The organism is Kluyvera fluvialis (assembly GCF_059725275.1).
Window position 1 is genome coordinate 4,159,429 of sequence record NZ_AP046142.1, and the last position, 16,226, is coordinate 4,175,654.

The window sequence follows — 16,226 nt, forward strand, 5'->3', positions numbered from 1 at the left end:
ATAACAGATTAATCGATTAACCTTGCGGAATACTACGCTATTTCGAAGCAGAGATCACAAACTTTAGACTCTCCTCACTAACGCCCAAACAACCCAGCCTTTCTCCACTCAGCGATAGACTCACTCGATAGACATTGGCGTTTCGTCACTGAATTTGTCCATTATGGTAGGTTAATCAAATTAAGCATCTTACAATAATGAGATTAATCGATTAACCTTGTGTTAATCAACCCTGGTACGAAAAGCCGCAGCCCAGCGTGGGATTTACCACCGATATCAGCATCTGGAAAATTTATTGAGAAACAACGCATTGATAAAAACAAAATCAGTACGTTTCTCACTCACTGTTAAACAGATAAATGGTTATCTACATGAACACTTTTTCTCGGACAGAGCGTGTCATCTATGAATACATACTGTGCAATAGCCATAAGCTCTCAAGTCTCTCGGCTAAAATCATTGCCAATGCGACGTTTACCACGACGACATCCGTAAATAGAGTTTGTAAAAAGATGGGGTATTCTGGATATACCGAATTACGCTATAAGTATGGTGTTGAACAGAATAGTCTTCAAGCCGACGAACTTGCACCAGAGAACGATAATCGGCAGCTCCTTGACATCTGTCAGGAGTTAACCTGTGGGCTTCATATCTATTTATATGCCCGAGGAGCCACGCTGACTAGCCTGAATTATCTATCCCGATTTTTATCTATCGCTGGCATTCCACACCTGGTGTTAGTTGATATCCACCAGCTGGTATTGGTTAAAAAAGGGATTTTACTTCTTATTAGCATATCCGGTGAAACCACAGATATTTTAGATATGGCGCGTATCGCCAAACGGAAAAATATAAAAACGATTGCCATCACGCGTAATAATTCGTCGTTATCGAATATAACATCTCATGTCTGGCATATCGAAACGGTTACCGATACCTCCTCGGTTTACAAAAGAGAAACACAAATAAAATTATTAAAATTTATCGATGATATCGGATGTAAACTGCTGGACACATCCGATATCTGACCCTTCACCATCACAGCTTTTTAGTGACGCCAAAACGGCCCACAAATTCATTTTTGTGGGTTCCATCACTGTCAATATAGGTTTTATCAATTGAGCCTAGCTCAATATAGGGTGTCCAATCGTCGTCCATTTTATAACTGAATGCCAGAGTATGTTCCCAGTAAGTATCTTTACCGGTTCCCTGATCCACGCCACTTTGATAACGGAACCGGGGGTTATAAGACATCCCAAATCGGCCGATATTGTAAGCCAGCCAGATATCGAACTGGTGCGCCTGGCGACGCGTATAGTCATCGCTATCCAGTTCCTGGTCGCTGTGTTTATCATTGGTCGTATTGTAGCGATAGCGTGCTGAAATATTTATGCCATTACCAAAATCCTTCCATCCCTGAATAAAAGGACGGTAATGAGTGTTGGTCTTAGTAAAAATAGTAGTCATGCCTGGCGCAACGGAATAGCCATTACCCAGTTGATATTGCCAGCGTGTTTCTATCTCTTGCGAAGCCCCGGTTACGCCATCATCTTTGCCATCCTTACTGTCTTCATCACCAAAGAATGATTCGTTATGAGTTTGCGTAGCTTCGGCTGAAAAATAAAAACCATTATCAGCCTGATGCATAAACTTAATTCGTGTTTCATTGGTATCCGCCCGCACATTATGTGCACCACGGACATCCACCCAGGTATTACCACTCCAGCCCATTGAACTATATAAAACAGGAACGCAAAGAAAAGTTTTCAACAAAATATTCATGTAAATTCTCCGTCACAATGAATTTCATTTATTAGCTTGCGCCGGTGTTTTCACAGAGAATACTATTTTATGATACATTCCTTGTATCGCCATACTCTTGACAGCAACAGCGGCTCTCTCGCTATAATTTTCGATAGCAAAAGGCCAAACGGTAAAGTTAAGCAATCTTATCTTTTTAATTCATTCATAAAATGAATGAATACCTAATGTCTTTTCGCACATAAAAGATGCCTTTCTCACTCATGCCAATTTAAGTGACATTCGTCACAATAAACGGCCTGACTCAGAAAATTTATACCGTATATGACGGGTTAATCGCATTAATCACACTATTTAAAAATGATTAATCGATTAACCCGGCGGTAGTCTATGACATAGAAAATCGCACCATCCTGGGGGATATATGTTGTTAAGTGACGTCACTTCTCAAAGGCTCATTCTGCTGGATCAAGAGTGGAGTAACCGTGAAACCATTCTGGATAATTTATCCAGCCTGTTATTTGCAGAAGGAAAGATAGCGGATAAAGACGCCTTTCTTAAAGCCGTATGGGAACGGGAAAATATTTCAGAAACCGGATTTGAACAAGGTGTTGCGATACCCCACGGCAAATCTCCCGTCGTGAAGGAACCCGCCTTTGCCGCCGCCCGCCTGGTGCGCCCCGTCGATGATTGGCCGACAATGGACGGCGAAGATAAAGTCTCTCTGGTGTTCTTATTAGCCGTGCCGCTGGGCGATGACGCAGGGCACTTGCGGCTGCTGTCAACGCTGAGCCTGGCGCTCATGGATGAACAGAACGTTGCCTCTTTGAAAACCGCGCCAACGGTAGATGCCTTCCTCAACCGCCTCGATAACCACGACTCTGCCAGCGAAAAAACGCTCATCAACGACAGCGGAAAAAGCCTGATTGTCATTACATCCTGCTCTGCGGGAATCGCCCATACCTATATGGCTGCCGAAGCGCTGGAAAAAGCCGGTGCGGCGCGTGGTATTCGGGTGTATAGCGAAAAACAGGGCGCTAGCGGTATCGAGGATGAAGTTAATGAACAACAGATCCGTCAGGCCAGCGGGGTGATTTTTGCCGCATCGCTGCCGCCTAAGGGCAAAGCGCGGTTTAACGGAAAAGCCTATCTCTCCACCTCCGTTTCAGAGCCGCTAAAAGATGCCGACGGGCTAATAGAGCGGATACTGAACCAGCCGGACGGCATTGTGGCTGAAGACGCTAACGGGGATTACCAGAAAAACAGCAACTCGATGTCGTTTGGTAAACAGATATACCAGGGGATCTCCAGCGGCATCTCGTACATGATTCCGGTGATCGTTGCCGCAGGGTTAATGATTGGCGTTGGTCAATTGCTGGCAAGTATTCTGGGCATTACGGATATCGGTAATACCCGCTACGCCAACGACACGAATACCGCGCTGGTTATTTGCCACTATCTGACGCTGTACGGCAACATGATCATGAAGTTTATGTATCCCGTTTTCGCCGCCTATATGGCCTATAGCATTGCCGACAGGCCAGGTCTGGTGCCGGGATTTGTCGGTGGGGCTTTTGCAGGCGGGTTACACTACACCTTCTGGTCAGTCAGCGGCGGCATCCCTTCTGGTTTTCTCGGCGCGCTGATCCTCGGCGCATTGGCCGGGTTCATCGCCAACTATCTGAATCGCCATATCCGCCTGCACAAACATCTTCAGGCAATGAAGCCGATGCTCATCGTACCTGGGCTGACGGTACTGATTATTTTCTTCCTTAACTTCTATTTTGTTGATCCTGTTTTTGGCGGTATTAACCGCTTCCTCCAGCAGTTTATTACCGAACACGGCACATCCAGCACCCTGATGCTGGCGATGATCATTGCCTCACTGACAGCATTTGATTTAGGCGGCCCAGTAAATAAATCTGCGGGCGCCATTGCCATCGGGCTTGCGGCAGACCATATCTTCCCCCTCACCTCCCGCGTGCTGGGCATTGTTATTCCGCCAATCGGGATTGGCCTGGCGACGATTGTGGATCGTTTTATCGTTCGTCAGCGCGTATTTGATGAAAACCAACGGGTTACTGGCACGACCTCATTAATCCTGGGGTTCCTGGCTATTGGCGAAGGGGCGATCCCTTTTATGCTGAAAAACCCCGTTATCACCATTTCGATAAACATTGTTGGCGCGGTTATCGGTGCGCTGATAGCCATCAGCATGGGAGCTATTCAGTGGTTTCCCCTGCCCGCAATCTGGGGCTGGCCGCTGGTACAAAACCTCCCTGCCTACCTGTGCGGCATGGCCACAGGGATCCTCTTTATTGCATTCGCGAACGTTCTGGTTCGCTACTACTTAATCAAAATCGGCAAAATGACGCTGAATTAATCGGGAGATTAACGGAGATGACGTCAAAACACGTCTATGTAGTCCCACATTGCCATTGGGATGCGGAGTGGTATTTCACCTGCGAGGACTCGCATATTCTGCTGGTCGAGAATATGGATTACCTGTTGGATCTGTTGGAAAACGATGCAGATTTTCCGGCCTATACCTTTGATGGGTTGGCTATTGTCCTGGACGACTATCTACAGGTCAGGCCGGAGAATGCCGCGCGGATTGCCGAGCTAGTGCACCAACGGCGTCTGTACGTTGGCCCCTGGTATACTCAGTGTGATTCGCTGCTTGTGCGCAGTGAATCGCTTATCCGTAATTTGCAGTACGGCATCCGCACGGCGAAACAGTTCGGTCACAGCATGAACGTTGGCTACCTGCCGGATATTTTTGGTCAACACGCCTACCTTCCGGCGATGTTCAGCGACGCGGGAATTGACTACTGCGTCCTGCAACGAGGGGTTTACACCGACCAAATTCAGGGCGATCTCAACTTCCGTTGGCGCGCGCCAAATCAAAAGACCGTCGCTACCAACTACATGTATTACGGCTACGGGCCGGGTAAATTTCTCTCCGCCGATAGCGATTATCTCAAGCATCGTCTGCTGCCTATTCTGCAACAGTTAAGCGCGATGAATACGCACACCGATAAACTTCTGCTGCCCTGCGGTGGTGATCAGGTGCTGCCGAATGCCCAGTTCCCGCAAACGGTAAAAATGCTCAATGAACTGGATACGTCCTATCATTTCGTCATGTCCAGCTTTGAAACCTATATGCAGGACACCTGGTCTTCGAGCCAGTTTGACAATGTGATTGATGGCGAACTGTTTGCCTGCCAAAAATCACGTATTCACCGCACCTGCCACTCCACGCGTTATGACATTAAGCGCCAAACCTGGCAGACCGAGCATTTGCTGCTTGATCAACTCGAACCGCTGACCGTTATTGCCGCCCAGCTCGGCATTCATTGGCCGCAGCCGCTGATGGACGATCTGTGGAAAAAGGTGTTTTCAGCTCATGCCCATAATGGCATTGAGGCCACGAACGCCGATCCGGTGAACCACAATATCAAGCATCGGCTTATCAGCGTCGAGCGCTCGGCGCTCAGCCTGATTAACCTACTGAAGAAAAAAATCAGCCACGGTATTAGCCGCCAACTTGGGCAAAGCAACATTCTGGTGGTATTCAACGGCGGTCTTGATCCCCTTGATCGCCTGGTGAGCGCGGTTGTATTCAGCAAAGGGCAGCATGTGGCGCTGCGGTTGGGTAACACTCCCGTTCCCTGTACGCTGATAAGCCAGCAAATGCTTGACGGTGGTCAGCGGGTGATTGTGACCGCTGAAGGCGAGAAACTGGAGCCGGTCGAAAACTACTACCGCAGCGAAATAGTGTTTAAAGCCCAGGGCATTAACGGCCTGGGCTATCAAACGTATATCGTTGAGGAGCACGATACGGGGCATACGCTCAGCCAAAACGATCGCCAGACCATTGAGAACGATCGTTACCGTATTAGCCTGAATAATGGCTCGTTGACGCTAGAAAATATCCGCACTCACCAGCGCATTGACGACTTCTTAACCTTTATCGATTGCGGCGACAATGGCGATGAATTCGATTTCGCCCCGCTGGAAACCGAGCAGCCGATAATCACCCGTTCATTCCGCCTTGTCTCAAGCGAAACCAGCCCGATGGTCAGCAGAATGACGCTGGAAGCGACCCTTGAGCTACCGCAGAACATGGCACAGCGTCTGGCGGGAGAGCGCTCGCAGCCAATGACAATCCACACCACGCTAGAGCTGCGCCAGCATGAAGCGTATATCCGTGTGCAACATACGCTGGAGAATCAGGCCGACGATCATCGTCTGCGCGTTCATCTCAATACACCGGTCAACCATCCTGAGTATTCCTATGCCGATCAAGGCTACGCCTTAATCCGTCGGGACAGCGTCAGTCCTTATGTCAAAAATTGGCGGGAGAATGGCTTTGTTGAAAAACCGATGCCTATCTATACCCTGGAGAACAGCGTCGTCGTACGCAACGACCATCATTTCTTCGGTGTGATCACCAAAGGTATCAAAGAGTATGAAGTGATTGGCGAGGAAAATGCGCTGGCGCTAACGCTATTCCGTAGCGTGGGTTTACTGGGTAAAGACGATACGCTCTGGCGTCCGGGCCGGGCATCAGGCATTAACAACAAGGTTGTGGAAACGCCCGATGCGCAAATGCATCAGCAGATGATCTTTGATTACGCGCTGATAATGGATAGCAAAGTGGATGACGCCACGCTATTCGCCGCCTGCCACGATTATCGTGAGCACTATCTGACCTACCAGCTACAACAACTCAACACCTTCGAGGAGCGCCTGGAGCGCTTTACCATTCCGCTGCCCACTGACCCTATCGCCCCGATGGCGGCATGGCTGAGTTTGGATAACCCTCAGATAATGTTAAGCATGTGCAAACCCGGCGACCATGCCAATGAATTGATTATCCGGCTGTTTAACCCCAGCGACACTGCGCAACTGGCCACCTTCTCATCACCGTATGACTATCAACTCTCAACCGTCACGCTGAACGAAGACCGCCGAGAGCCAGCCACAAAGCCCGTGGTCATTGCCGCCAAAGACTACATCACGCTTGCTGTAACGATCATCGATAGAGGTGACCATGCGATATGATAAATACCCAGAGGTCGCGGTTCCCCGCTACGATAACCATGCCTGGAAAGGCTGGTCATCGATTGCGGCAGCGCTATCACCCCAGCTCACTGGCAGAAAGAAAACGGTCCTGGTTATCGATTGCTACCCAGGCGTTCGCCTTGACGAACTGACGGCTCGCCTTTGCGCTTCGTTAAACGCAACATTGCTCATCAACGTCGAAACCGCCCGCCGCGACGAGCAGGATCTGCACCACTTTCTGGCGCGTAACCTGACTGACGATCGTGTCTTCGGCGTGCTTTCCTGCCACCAGCTCAGTGAGTTTTTCCTTGCCGATAAACTCAGCGCTCTGCGCCAGCAGGTCGCCGACTGTGAAGAAGGATTAGTTATTGTCTACGGCCCAGGCGCAGCACTCGTCCACCCCGGCGATGCGCTGATTTATGCCGATATGCCGCGCTGGGAAATCCAGCAACGAATGCGCCGTGGCGAGATGGGAAACTGGGGGGCTGACAACCCGCATGAAGATATGCTGCGCCGCTACAAACGAGCGTTCTTCGTGGAGTGGCGCGTTTTCGATAAACACAAAACGCCGTTGCTGAAACGCATGGACTTTCTGCTCGATACCACGGTTGCAGACGCTCCGGTGATGGTCAGCGGCGAGGCGCTACGGGCAGGATTGAAAGAGGCAACCTGCCGCCCGTTCCGCGTTGTCCCTTTCTTCGACCCCGGCGTATGGGGCGGGCAATGGATGAAAGAAAAATTCGATCTTCCCGCCGATGCGCCCAACTACGCCTGGGGCTTTGACTGTGTGCCAGAGGAAAACAGCCTGCTGCTGCGCTACGGCGACATACGACTTGAGATCCCCGCACAGGATTTAGTCCTGCTCTACCCGCGCCCTCTGCTGGGCGAAAAAGTCCATGCCCGTTTCGGCGCGGAATTTCCGATCCGTTTCGATTTTCTCGATACCATTGGCGGGCAAAACCTCAGCTTTCAGGTTCACCCACTAACGGAATATATCCAGCAGCAATTCGGGATGCACTACACCCAGGATGAGAGTTATTACATTCTCGACACCGAACCCGGCGCAACGGTGTATCTGGGGCGAAAAACAGCCAGCTCACCCCAGGCGCTGCTGGAGGATTTACGCGCAGCCCAGCGGGGCGAAAAAGCGTTTGATGATGCACGCTTTGTGAACGCGATCGCGGCAGCAAAGCACGATCACTTCCTGATCCCCGCCGGGACGATGCACTGCTCCGGCGCGGGTACGGTCGTGCTGGAAATTAGCGCTACGCCGTATATTTTCACCTTCAAGCTCTGGGACTGGGGCCGGTTGGGCCTGGATGGGCTGCCGCGTCCGGTTCACCTTGAACACGGCGAGCAGGTGATTGATTGGCAGCGCGATAGCGAGTGGGTGATGGAGAACCTGGTTAACCGCATTGAGCCTGTCGCCCACGGTGAAGGCTGGCACGAAGAGCGCACGGGGCTGCATGAGCGCGAGTTTATTGAAACGCGTCGCCACTGGTTCAGTCAGCCGGTGACGCATCACACCGGCGGTGGTGTCAACGTCCTTAATCTCGTCGAAGGTCAGGAAGCCACGGTAGACAGCCCGACGGGAGCCTTTGCGCCGTTTATCGTGCGCTATGCCGAAACCTTCATCATACCGGCAAGCGTAGGGGAATACCGCATTACCCCGTCGGGCGAAAGCCTTGACCAATGCGTGGCGACCATTAAAGCCTTCGTCAGAACCTAACCCACTCAGGGCGCGCGGCGGCGCGCCCGTTAATATCTATGTATAAGGTATTTCCATGAACGACAGCATCTTCACGGCGCTCCGCCCTCAAATTCAGTCGATCGTCAGCGCCCTTTACCCACAGCAAAACAGCGAGCAACTGGTTGATACCATTATCAACAGCGCCGAGAAATGGGCATCCGATAAACCTCACTATCCACCGCTTAGCGAACGCACTGCGTATCTGATTACCTACGGCGATGCGATCTCCGCACCGGGTTTAACACCGCTACAAGCGCTGCATCGCTTTTCACGCCGCTACCTGGATAACCTCATCAGCGATATACACCTGCTGCCGATGTATCCCTATAGCTCTGACGATGGTTTCAGCGTTATCGACTATTATCAGGTCGATCCGGCGCTCGGTTCATGGTCGGACGTGCAGTCGCTGTCTGGTGACTTTTCGTTAATGTTTGACTGCGTGATTAACCACATCTCGCAGCATAGCGACTGGTTTACGCAATATCTGCAAGGGAATCCTGACTACCAAAACTACTTTATTGAAGCCGATGCGCACACCAACTATCAGCACGTGGTCAGGCCCAGAACGTCGCCGCTGATGACACCGTTCCGCCGCCACAACGGCCAGCCTGTAGAGGTCTGGACGACCTTCAGCGATGACCAGATTGACCTGAATTTTCGTGAGCCGAAAGTCCTGATCGAAAGCATCAATTTGCTATTGAGCTACGCTGCCCACGGCGCGACCTCCATCCGTCTGGATGCTATTGGCTTTATCTGGAAAGAGGACGGGACTTCCTGCATCCATCTGCCGCAGGTTCACCAGATTATCCGCCTGTGGCGTCTGCTGCTGGACGCGGTCTTCCCCGGCTGCCGAATCATTACCGAAACCAATGTGCCGCATCAGGAAAATATCAGCTACTTCGGCAAAGGGGATGAAGCCCAAATGGTGTATCAGTTCCCGCTACCGCCGCTGACACTGCACGCGTTCCTGCGCGGCAATGCCCGCTGGCTGCGTCAGTGGTCTGCCTCTTTGGATAAGGAACCCTTACCGGCGGGGACGACGTTTTTTAACTTCCTTGCCAGCCACGACGGGATCGGGCTGCGACCAACGGAAGCCTTGCTGGAAGATAGTGAGCGGGATTTTCTGGTCAACGAAACACTGCGTAAGCAGGGGCGCGTATCGTGGAAAAATAACAGCGACGGTTCGACATCGCCTTATGAGCTGAATATTAACTATCTGAGCGCATTGAGCGAAGCCGACGACAGCGTACAAACCAAAGTGGCAAAAACTACCGCAGCGCACGCTATTTTGCTGGCGCTAAAAGGGGTTCCGGCGATTTATTACCACAGTTTGCTGGGCAGCGAAAACGATCTGGCTGGAGCCGAACAGTCCGGCATTAACCGACGGATTAACCGGCAAAAGCTCACCCTGCCAGAATTAGAGCAGGAGTTAACGAACCCGGACACGCTGCGCAGCACGCTTTTCCACGCGCTGGAAAAACTGCTGCAAATACGCAGAGAGCACCCTGCGTTCTCCCCTGATGCCGAACAAACCACGCTGCCGCTGGCCGATGCGCTATTCGGAGTTGAGCGTTATGACCCGCGCTGCGGCGAGAAAGTGACCTGTGTGGTGAATGTCAGCGCCGAGCGCCAACGGTTCACCCGCGAGATTCAGGGGACTTGCCTGATAAGCGCAGACGCTTTCCAGGGCGACACAGTGCTTGAGCCGTGGCAGGTGCTGTGGATCAAGCACTGAGTTTCTCTGGCTTCAGGGCATCGTTTTAGCCGTCAGCACAATCAATAACTGGCCTGGCTAAGGAGCCAGCGCCAGCACTTCGGCCACCCATTGCTGGAAGCCTTCGATATCCAGCGCTAACGCCACCTGAGCGTTAGCGGGCTGGCCCAACTTCCCTTCGATATCCACCACGGTGGTTCCGGCGGTATATTGCCCCTGAGTTTCCACCGCCACAAAACAAGATTGCAGCGTAAACAGTTCAGGGCGCACCAGCCAGGCAATCGCACAGAGGTCGTGCATTTGCAGGCCATTTTGCATACTGCCGCTGCGATAGTGGCTGAACAGCGAGTGGAGCATTTTTCCGGTTTTGTTCAACGTCGGCAGCATTGCCAGATAATCCGGCGTCAATATCGCCTGGTTGGTCACATCCAACCCGCACATCACAATCTCAAGGCCACTGCGGAACACCAGCGCCGCCGCTTCAGGGTCGATGGCGATATTGAACTCGGCATTGGGCGTAAAATTACCACGCCCGGCAGAACCACCCATAATAACCAGGCGGCGAATGTTGAAACGGCATTCAGGATATTGCGTAAGCAGCAGCGCGATATTGGTCAGCGGGCCAATAGCGACTAACGTGACCGGTTCCGGCGCATGCATTAACGCATCGCGGATCGCCTGAAACGCCGGTTTTGCCAACGGCTGCCGGTTATGATCCACAAAGTCGTAACCTTCCATACCGGACTCACCGTGAACACTGGCCGCGTCGCGCAATGGCCTCACCAGCGGCGTAACCGCGCCCTGCGCGACGGGGATATCCGCATTCCAGAAGTGCAGCAACTGGAGCGCATTGCGGGTCGTTTTTTCGAGCGAAACGTTGCCCGCCACAGTGGTCATCAGTTGGAGATCAAGTTCAGGGGAAAAGAGCGCCGCCGCAATAGCAGCAGCGTCGTCAATGCCGGGATCGGTATCAAGAAATATCGGTAGGCGCATGTTTTCTCCATAAAAAATGCCAGACGTTAAGCCTGGCATTTTTTCACATTCACGAAAGAAATTATTTATTCAACTTCACGAACATCGACACGCAGTTCACGGGGAACTTCAAAGACGATGTTTTCTTCCCGGCCTTCAAGGGTAATCGCTTCGCCGCCGCCCAATGACTGGAGACGCGCAATCACGTTTTGCACCAGAATATCCGGTGCAGACGCCCCTGCGGTGACGCCCACACAGGCGGCATCTTTCACCCATGCATCTTGAATATCTGCCGCATCGTCAATCAGGTAGGCCGCTTTGCCCATCCGCTGCGCCAGTTCAGCCAGGCGGTTTGAGTTAGACGAGTTTTTCGAGCCAACCACCAGCACCACGTCGGCCTGCTCGGCGAGCGATCGCACGGCTTCCTGCCGGTTGGTCGTGGCGTAGCAAATGTCATCTTTGCGTGGGCCAACAATTTTAGGGAAGCGTTGACGCAGCGCATCGATAACATCAGAGGTGTCGTCTACCGACAGCGTGGTCTGGGTCATAAACGACAGCTTGCTTTCGTCTTTCACCGTTAGCGTCAGCACGTCTTCCGGCGACTCCACCAGGTACATGCCGCCTTTCGGGTTGCTGTACTGGCCCATCGTGCCTTCAACTTCTGGGTGGCCTGCGTGGCCAATCAGAATCGACTCTTCGCCACGACGGCTAGCGCGCGCCACTTCCATATGCACTTTAGTAACCAATGGGCAGGTTGCGTCAAAGACCGTTAAGTCGCGGCCTTTGGCTTCGTTGCGCACCGCTTGCGAGACACCGTGCGCCGAAAAGATAAGAATCGAGCCGTCCGGCACTTCGCTTATCTGCTCGATAAAAATAGCGCCGCGCGCGCGCAGGCTGTCTACCACGTAGCGGTTGTGTACCACTTCGTGACGCACGTAGATTGGCGCGCCATAAATAGCGAGCGCATTTTCAACAATGCTGATAGCGCGGTCTACCCCAGCGCAAAAACCGCGTGGGTTGGCCAACAGGATCTGCATTTTACGCCTCCAGTACTGGGTCTACTTCCAGCACTTCAATATCAAAATGAACGGTATGGCCTGCCAGCGGATGGTTAAAATCAACGGTAATTGAATCGCCGTTAATCTCGCGGACAACGCCCGGCATTTCACTGCCGTCCATCGCGGTGAATAGCATAATAGCCCCAATATCAGGCTCGCCAGCATCCATAAATTCGCGGCGGGAGAAATACTGGATTAAGTCCGGGCTTGGCACGCCAAAGGCGGCATCCGGCTCGAGCGCAAAAGCGGTTTTACCGCCCTCTTTCAATCCGAGCAGATGTTGTTCCAACCCTTCAGACAGAGAACCGTCGCCCAGGCGAAACAGCGCAGGCTTGCCGTTATTGCGGGTTGACTCTGCGGTGGAGCCATCGTCGAGCTTAAGGGTGAAGTGCACCAGCACCGCACTGTTACTCTGTACTGATTTAGACATGCAGGTTGCTCTTTAAAATTGCTGCCGCCTGTTTGCCCAGTGGCGCTACGCTTACCGGGCCTACAAGGATCGCAGTATATTGTAGGCCGGATGCGCATAGCGCCATCCGGCATTTTATTACGCCTGCTTTTTCGGCAGGAAACCTTCGAGCACAATCAACGCCGCACCGATACAGATAGCGGTATCGGCCAGGTTGAAGGTGGCAAAGTGCCAGTCGCCGACGTAGAAGTCGATCATATCGACGACAAAACCGTGCCACAGGCGGTCAAACAGGTTACCCAACGCGCCGCCAATAATCAGCGCATAGGCGATGTTATTGAGCTTCTGCGTCGCTTTAGAGCGATACATCAGCACCGTTAGTGCAACACAGATACCGATAGCGATACCAGCGAAGAACCAACGCTGCCAACCACCGCTATCCGCCAGGAAGCTGAACGCAGCGCCATAGTTACGCGCGTAATGCAGATTAAGCGACGGGAACAGCGATACGGTCTCCCCCAGGGCAAAGTCCTGGAGGATGAGGTATTTGCTGCCCAGATCGATAATCAGCACAACGACGACTAGCCACAGCCAGCGTAGCCCTGTTGAACAGATCGATTTACTCATCAGGCAAACTTACGTTTTTCGCCGTCACCGGCCACGTTGCTCACACAGCGTCCGCAGATATCTGCGTGTTCCGCCACCTTGCCGATGTCCTGGGTGTAATGCCAGCAGCGCGGGCACTTCTCACCTTCGGCTTTATTCAGCGCCACTTTCAGCCCTTTCAGCAGTTCACTCTGCTGCGCATCAGCGGATGCGGCTGCATAATCGGCAACCGTCGCCCCGGAGGTCAGCAGGACAAAGCGCAATTCGTCGCCCAGCGCGGTCAATTTAGCCGCCAGTTCCGGTTCAGCGTACAGAGTTACAGCCGCTTCCAGAGAACCACCGACTTTCTTGTCAGCACGCGCCTGTTCGATAACTTTGTTCACTTCGCCGCGCACTTTCAGCAGATCTTCCCAGAAGGTATCGTTCATCGCTTCGGTGTTGTCGAGGCCAAACAGACCTTCGTACCATTCGCCGGTGAAGACGTACTTCTCACGGGAACCTGGCAGGTAACCCCAGATTTCATCTGCGGTGAAGGACATGATTGGCGCCATCCAGCGTACCAGCGCTTCTGCGATGTGATACAGCGCAGTCTGGCAGCTACGACGCGCCACGCTGTCTGCTTTCGCGGTGTACTGACGGTCTTTGATGATGTCGAGGTAGAACGAGCCCATTTCGATGGAGCAGAAACGCATCAGGCGCTGCACCACTTCGTGGAAATCGTAAGAAGCGTACGCTTTGACGATATCTTCTTGCGCCGCTTGTGCGCAGCCTACAGCCCAGCGATCCAGAACCACCATCTCTTCCGGTTTCACCATGTCTTTTACCGGATCAAACCCGTTGAGGTTCGCCAGCAGGAAGCGCGCGGTGTTACGGATACGACGATAGCTGTCGGCGGCACGTTTCAGGATTTCATCGGAAACGGCCATTTCGCTGGTGTAGTCGGTCGAAGCAACCCACAGACGCAGAATGTCCGCGCCGAGCTTGTTCATCACGTCCTGCGGAGACACGGTGTTGCCGATAGATTTAGACATCTTACGGCCCTGACCATCGACGGTGAAGCCGTGAGTCAGTACCTGACGATAAGGCGCTTTGCCTTTCATCGCGGTAGAAATCATCAGTGAAGACATAAACCAGCCACGGTGCTGGTCAGAACCTTCCAGGTACATATCTGGAGAGTGGCCGCCAAATTCAGGGCGCGCATCAACGACGGAATAGCTGGTTGAACCGGAGTCGAACCACACATCCAGGGTATCCGGCACTTTCACGTAGTTGTCGGCATCGTCACCGAGGATGTCGCGCGGGTCGAGATCCCACCATGCCTGAATACCGTCTTTCTCAACGTATTTGGCAACTTCTTCCATCAGTTCAGTGGTGCGAGGGTGCAGCTCTTCGGTGTCTTTATGCACGAACAGCGCCATCGGCACACCCCAGGTACGCTGACGGGAGATACACCAGTCTGGGCGGTTAGCCACCATTGATTCGATGCGCGCTTTACCCCATGCCGGGATCCAGCCGCTCAGGTTTTCTTTCGCCAGGCCGTCTTGTTCGATACGGTCAATCTCTTTCAGAGACTGCTCGCGCAGGCCTTTCTGATCCATGCTGATGAACCACTGCGGGGTTGCACGGAAGATAATTGGCGATTTGTGACGCCAGCAGCATGGGTAGCTGTGCTGCATTTTTTCAACGTGCAGCAGTGCGCCTTTTTCGGTCAGCAGCGCCACCACAATATCGTTGGCTTTAAAGACGTTAACACCGTCCAGCGTCGGGTAAGTCCCCGCCAGGTAAGTGCCGTCTGGGCCAACAGGGTTAGCCACTTCCAGACCGTATTTTTGACCGATGACATAGTCGTCAGGGCCGTGGCCTGGCGCGGTGTGTACCGCACCAGTACCGGCATCCAGGGTAACGTGGTCGCCCAGAATGGCTGGCACATCGAAGCCCATAAACGGGTGAGCGAAACGCAGATTTTCCAGCTCAGCGCCATTAACCGTGCCCAGCACGGTGTATTCTGCCGCGCCGATGCGCTTCATCACGCCTTCCAGCAGCTCTTTCGCCACGATGATAGCCTGGCCTTCAATCTGCACCAGCACATAGTCAAACGAGGAAGAGATTGAGATAGCGCGGTTCGCTGGCAGCGTCCACGGGGTCGTGGTCCAGATAACCAGGGAAACAGGGCCAGTCACACTGCTTACGCCAAACTTCGCGAGAACGGCTGCGCTGTCCACCGCGTGGAATGCCACGTCGATAGATGGCGACGTTTTGTCGTAATACTCCACTTCCGCTTCTGCCAGCGCAGAACGGCAGTCAACGCACCAGTGCACCGGCTTCGCGCCTTTGTGCAGGTGACCGTTAGCAACGATTTTGCCCAGCGCGCGGATGATGTTAGCTTCGGTGCCGAAGTCCATCGTCAGATACGGGTGCTGCCAGTCGCCCAATACACCCAGACGGATAAAGTCATTACGCTGGCCGTCAACCTGGCCTGCAGCGTATTCACGGCATTTAGCGCGGAATTCTGCGGCGGTAAATTTCTCGCCTGGCTTGCCAAATTCTTGCTCTACTTTCAGCTCGATAGGCAGACCGTGGCAGTCCCAGCCTGGCACGTATGGGGAGTCAAAACCTGAAAGCCCTTTGGACTTAATAATAATGTCTTTCAGAATCTTGTTAACCGAGTGACCAATATGAATGCTGCCATTCGCATAAGGAGGGCCATCATGCAGAATGAAGGTTTTTTTGCCTTTTTTCGCTGCACGAATGATGCCGTACAGGTCATCTTCGGTCCAACGCGCCAGCATCCCCGGTTCGCGCTTGGCGAGATCGCCGCGCATCGGGAACCCTGTTTCCGGCAAATTCAGGGTAGATTTATAGTCACTCATTAGATTCTCGATTCCGTAT

11 protein-coding genes are annotated in these 16,226 nt (G+C 52.8%); 5 read left to right on the forward strand and 6 right to left on the reverse strand.

The genetic code is table 11. The features are described 5' to 3' along the window. The first annotated feature begins 371 nt into the window (after window positions 1-371). Window positions 372-1,028 carry a MurR/RpiR family transcriptional regulator gene (locus AC6I4B_RS19680; RefSeq protein WP_497767577.1) on the forward strand — a complete coding sequence of 219 codons (657 nt, stop codon included), beginning with the start codon at window positions 372-374 and terminating at the stop codon, window positions 1,026-1,028. A gap of 10 nt (window positions 1,029-1,038) precedes the next feature. Here the strand turns inward: AC6I4B_RS19680 and AC6I4B_RS19685 are convergent, their stop codons facing one another. Next, window positions 1,039-1,782, reverse strand: a complete 744-nt coding sequence (locus AC6I4B_RS19685) for an oligogalacturonate-specific porin KdgM family protein (protein WP_497767578.1) — start codon at window positions 1,780-1,782, stop codon at window positions 1,039-1,041. 403 nt (window positions 1,783-2,185) lie between these two features. Here AC6I4B_RS19685 and AC6I4B_RS19690 point away from each other — a divergent pair, with 403 nt between their 5' ends. Genes AC6I4B_RS19690 through AC6I4B_RS19705 form a run of 4 tightly spaced genes read left to right on the forward strand, consistent with a single transcriptional unit; the run spans window position 2,186 to window position 10,313 of the window. Then, window positions 2,186-4,144 (forward strand): fructose-specific PTS transporter subunit EIIC, encoded by a 1,959-nt coding sequence (locus AC6I4B_RS19690; RefSeq protein ID WP_497767580.1) that lies wholly within the window; start codon window positions 2,186-2,188, stop codon window positions 4,142-4,144. Between the two features lie 17 nt (window positions 4,145-4,161). Next, window positions 4,162-6,828, forward strand: a complete 2,667-nt coding sequence (locus AC6I4B_RS19695) for a glycoside hydrolase family 38 N-terminal domain-containing protein (RefSeq protein ID WP_497767581.1) — start codon at window positions 4,162-4,164, stop codon at window positions 6,826-6,828. Beyond that, window positions 6,818-8,557, forward strand: coding sequence for a class I mannose-6-phosphate isomerase (locus AC6I4B_RS19700; protein ID WP_497767582.1), 1,740 nt, complete (start codon window positions 6,818-6,820; stop codon window positions 8,555-8,557). The genes AC6I4B_RS19695 and AC6I4B_RS19700 overlap by 11 nt, the downstream gene beginning before the upstream one ends. A 55-nt stretch (window positions 8,558-8,612) precedes the next feature. Next, a complete protein-coding gene (locus AC6I4B_RS19705) occupies window positions 8,613-10,313 on the forward strand; it encodes a sugar phosphorylase (RefSeq protein WP_497767583.1) in 1,701 nt (566 codons plus the stop codon). 57 nt (window positions 10,314-10,370) lie between these two features. On the opposite strand, the gene rihC is transcribed toward AC6I4B_RS19705, so the two are convergent. From rihC to ileS, 5 genes are all read right to left on the reverse strand, one after another. Beyond that, a complete protein-coding gene (gene rihC, locus AC6I4B_RS19710; RefSeq protein ID WP_497767585.1) occupies window positions 10,371-11,285 on the reverse strand; it encodes a ribonucleoside hydrolase RihC in 915 nt (304 codons plus the stop codon). A gap of 65 nt (window positions 11,286-11,350) precedes the next feature. Next, window positions 11,351-12,301, reverse strand: a complete 951-nt coding sequence (gene ispH, locus AC6I4B_RS19715) for a 4-hydroxy-3-methylbut-2-enyl diphosphate reductase (protein ID WP_497767586.1) — start codon at window positions 12,299-12,301, stop codon at window positions 11,351-11,353. A 1-nt stretch (window position 12,302) separates the two neighbouring features. After that, window positions 12,303-12,752, reverse strand: a complete 450-nt coding sequence (fkpB, locus tag AC6I4B_RS19720) for an FKBP-type peptidyl-prolyl cis-trans isomerase (RefSeq protein ID WP_497767588.1) — start codon at window positions 12,750-12,752, stop codon at window positions 12,303-12,305. Between the two features lie 117 nt (window positions 12,753-12,869). Next, complete coding sequence (lspA, locus tag AC6I4B_RS19725; RefSeq protein ID WP_497767589.1) at window positions 12,870-13,358, reverse strand: signal peptidase II; 489 nt, start codon at window positions 13,356-13,358, stop codon at window positions 12,870-12,872. Next, window positions 13,358-16,207, reverse strand: a complete 2,850-nt coding sequence (gene ileS / locus AC6I4B_RS19730; protein WP_497767591.1) for an isoleucine--tRNA ligase — start codon at window positions 16,205-16,207, stop codon at window positions 13,358-13,360. Before ileS ends, lspA begins: the two co-directional genes overlap by 1 nt. Between the last annotated feature and the right edge of the window lie 19 nt (window positions 16,208-16,226).

Coding starts and splice junctions, on each gene's coding strand:
- rihC (WP_497767585.1), bottom strand. CDS start 11,285: ATGCGCCTACCGATATTTCTTGATACCGATCCCGGCATTGACGACGCT.
- AC6I4B_RS19700 (WP_497767582.1), top strand. CDS start 6,818: ATGCGATATGATAAATACCCAGAGGTCGCGGTTCCCCGCTACGATAAC.
- AC6I4B_RS19705 (WP_497767583.1), top strand. CDS start 8,613: ATGAACGACAGCATCTTCACGGCGCTCCGCCCTCAAATTCAGTCGATC.
- lspA (WP_497767589.1), bottom strand. CDS start 13,358: ATGAGTAAATCGATCTGTTCAACAGGGCTACGCTGGCTGTGGCTAGTC.
- AC6I4B_RS19690 (WP_497767580.1), top strand. CDS start 2,186: ATGTTGTTAAGTGACGTCACTTCTCAAAGGCTCATTCTGCTGGATCAA.
- fkpB (WP_497767588.1), bottom strand. CDS start 12,752: ATGTCTAAATCAGTACAGAGTAACAGTGCGGTGCTGGTGCACTTCACC.
- ileS (WP_497767591.1), bottom strand. CDS start 16,207: ATGAGTGACTATAAATCTACCCTGAATTTGCCGGAAACAGGGTTCCCG.
- AC6I4B_RS19685 (WP_497767578.1), bottom strand. CDS start 1,782: ATGAATATTTTGTTGAAAACTTTTCTTTGCGTTCCTGTTTTATATAGT.
- ispH (WP_497767586.1), bottom strand. CDS start 12,301: ATGCAGATCCTGTTGGCCAACCCACGCGGTTTTTGCGCTGGGGTAGAC.
- AC6I4B_RS19695 (WP_497767581.1), top strand. CDS start 4,162: ATGACGTCAAAACACGTCTATGTAGTCCCACATTGCCATTGGGATGCG.
- AC6I4B_RS19680 (WP_497767577.1), top strand. CDS start 372: ATGAACACTTTTTCTCGGACAGAGCGTGTCATCTATGAATACATACTG.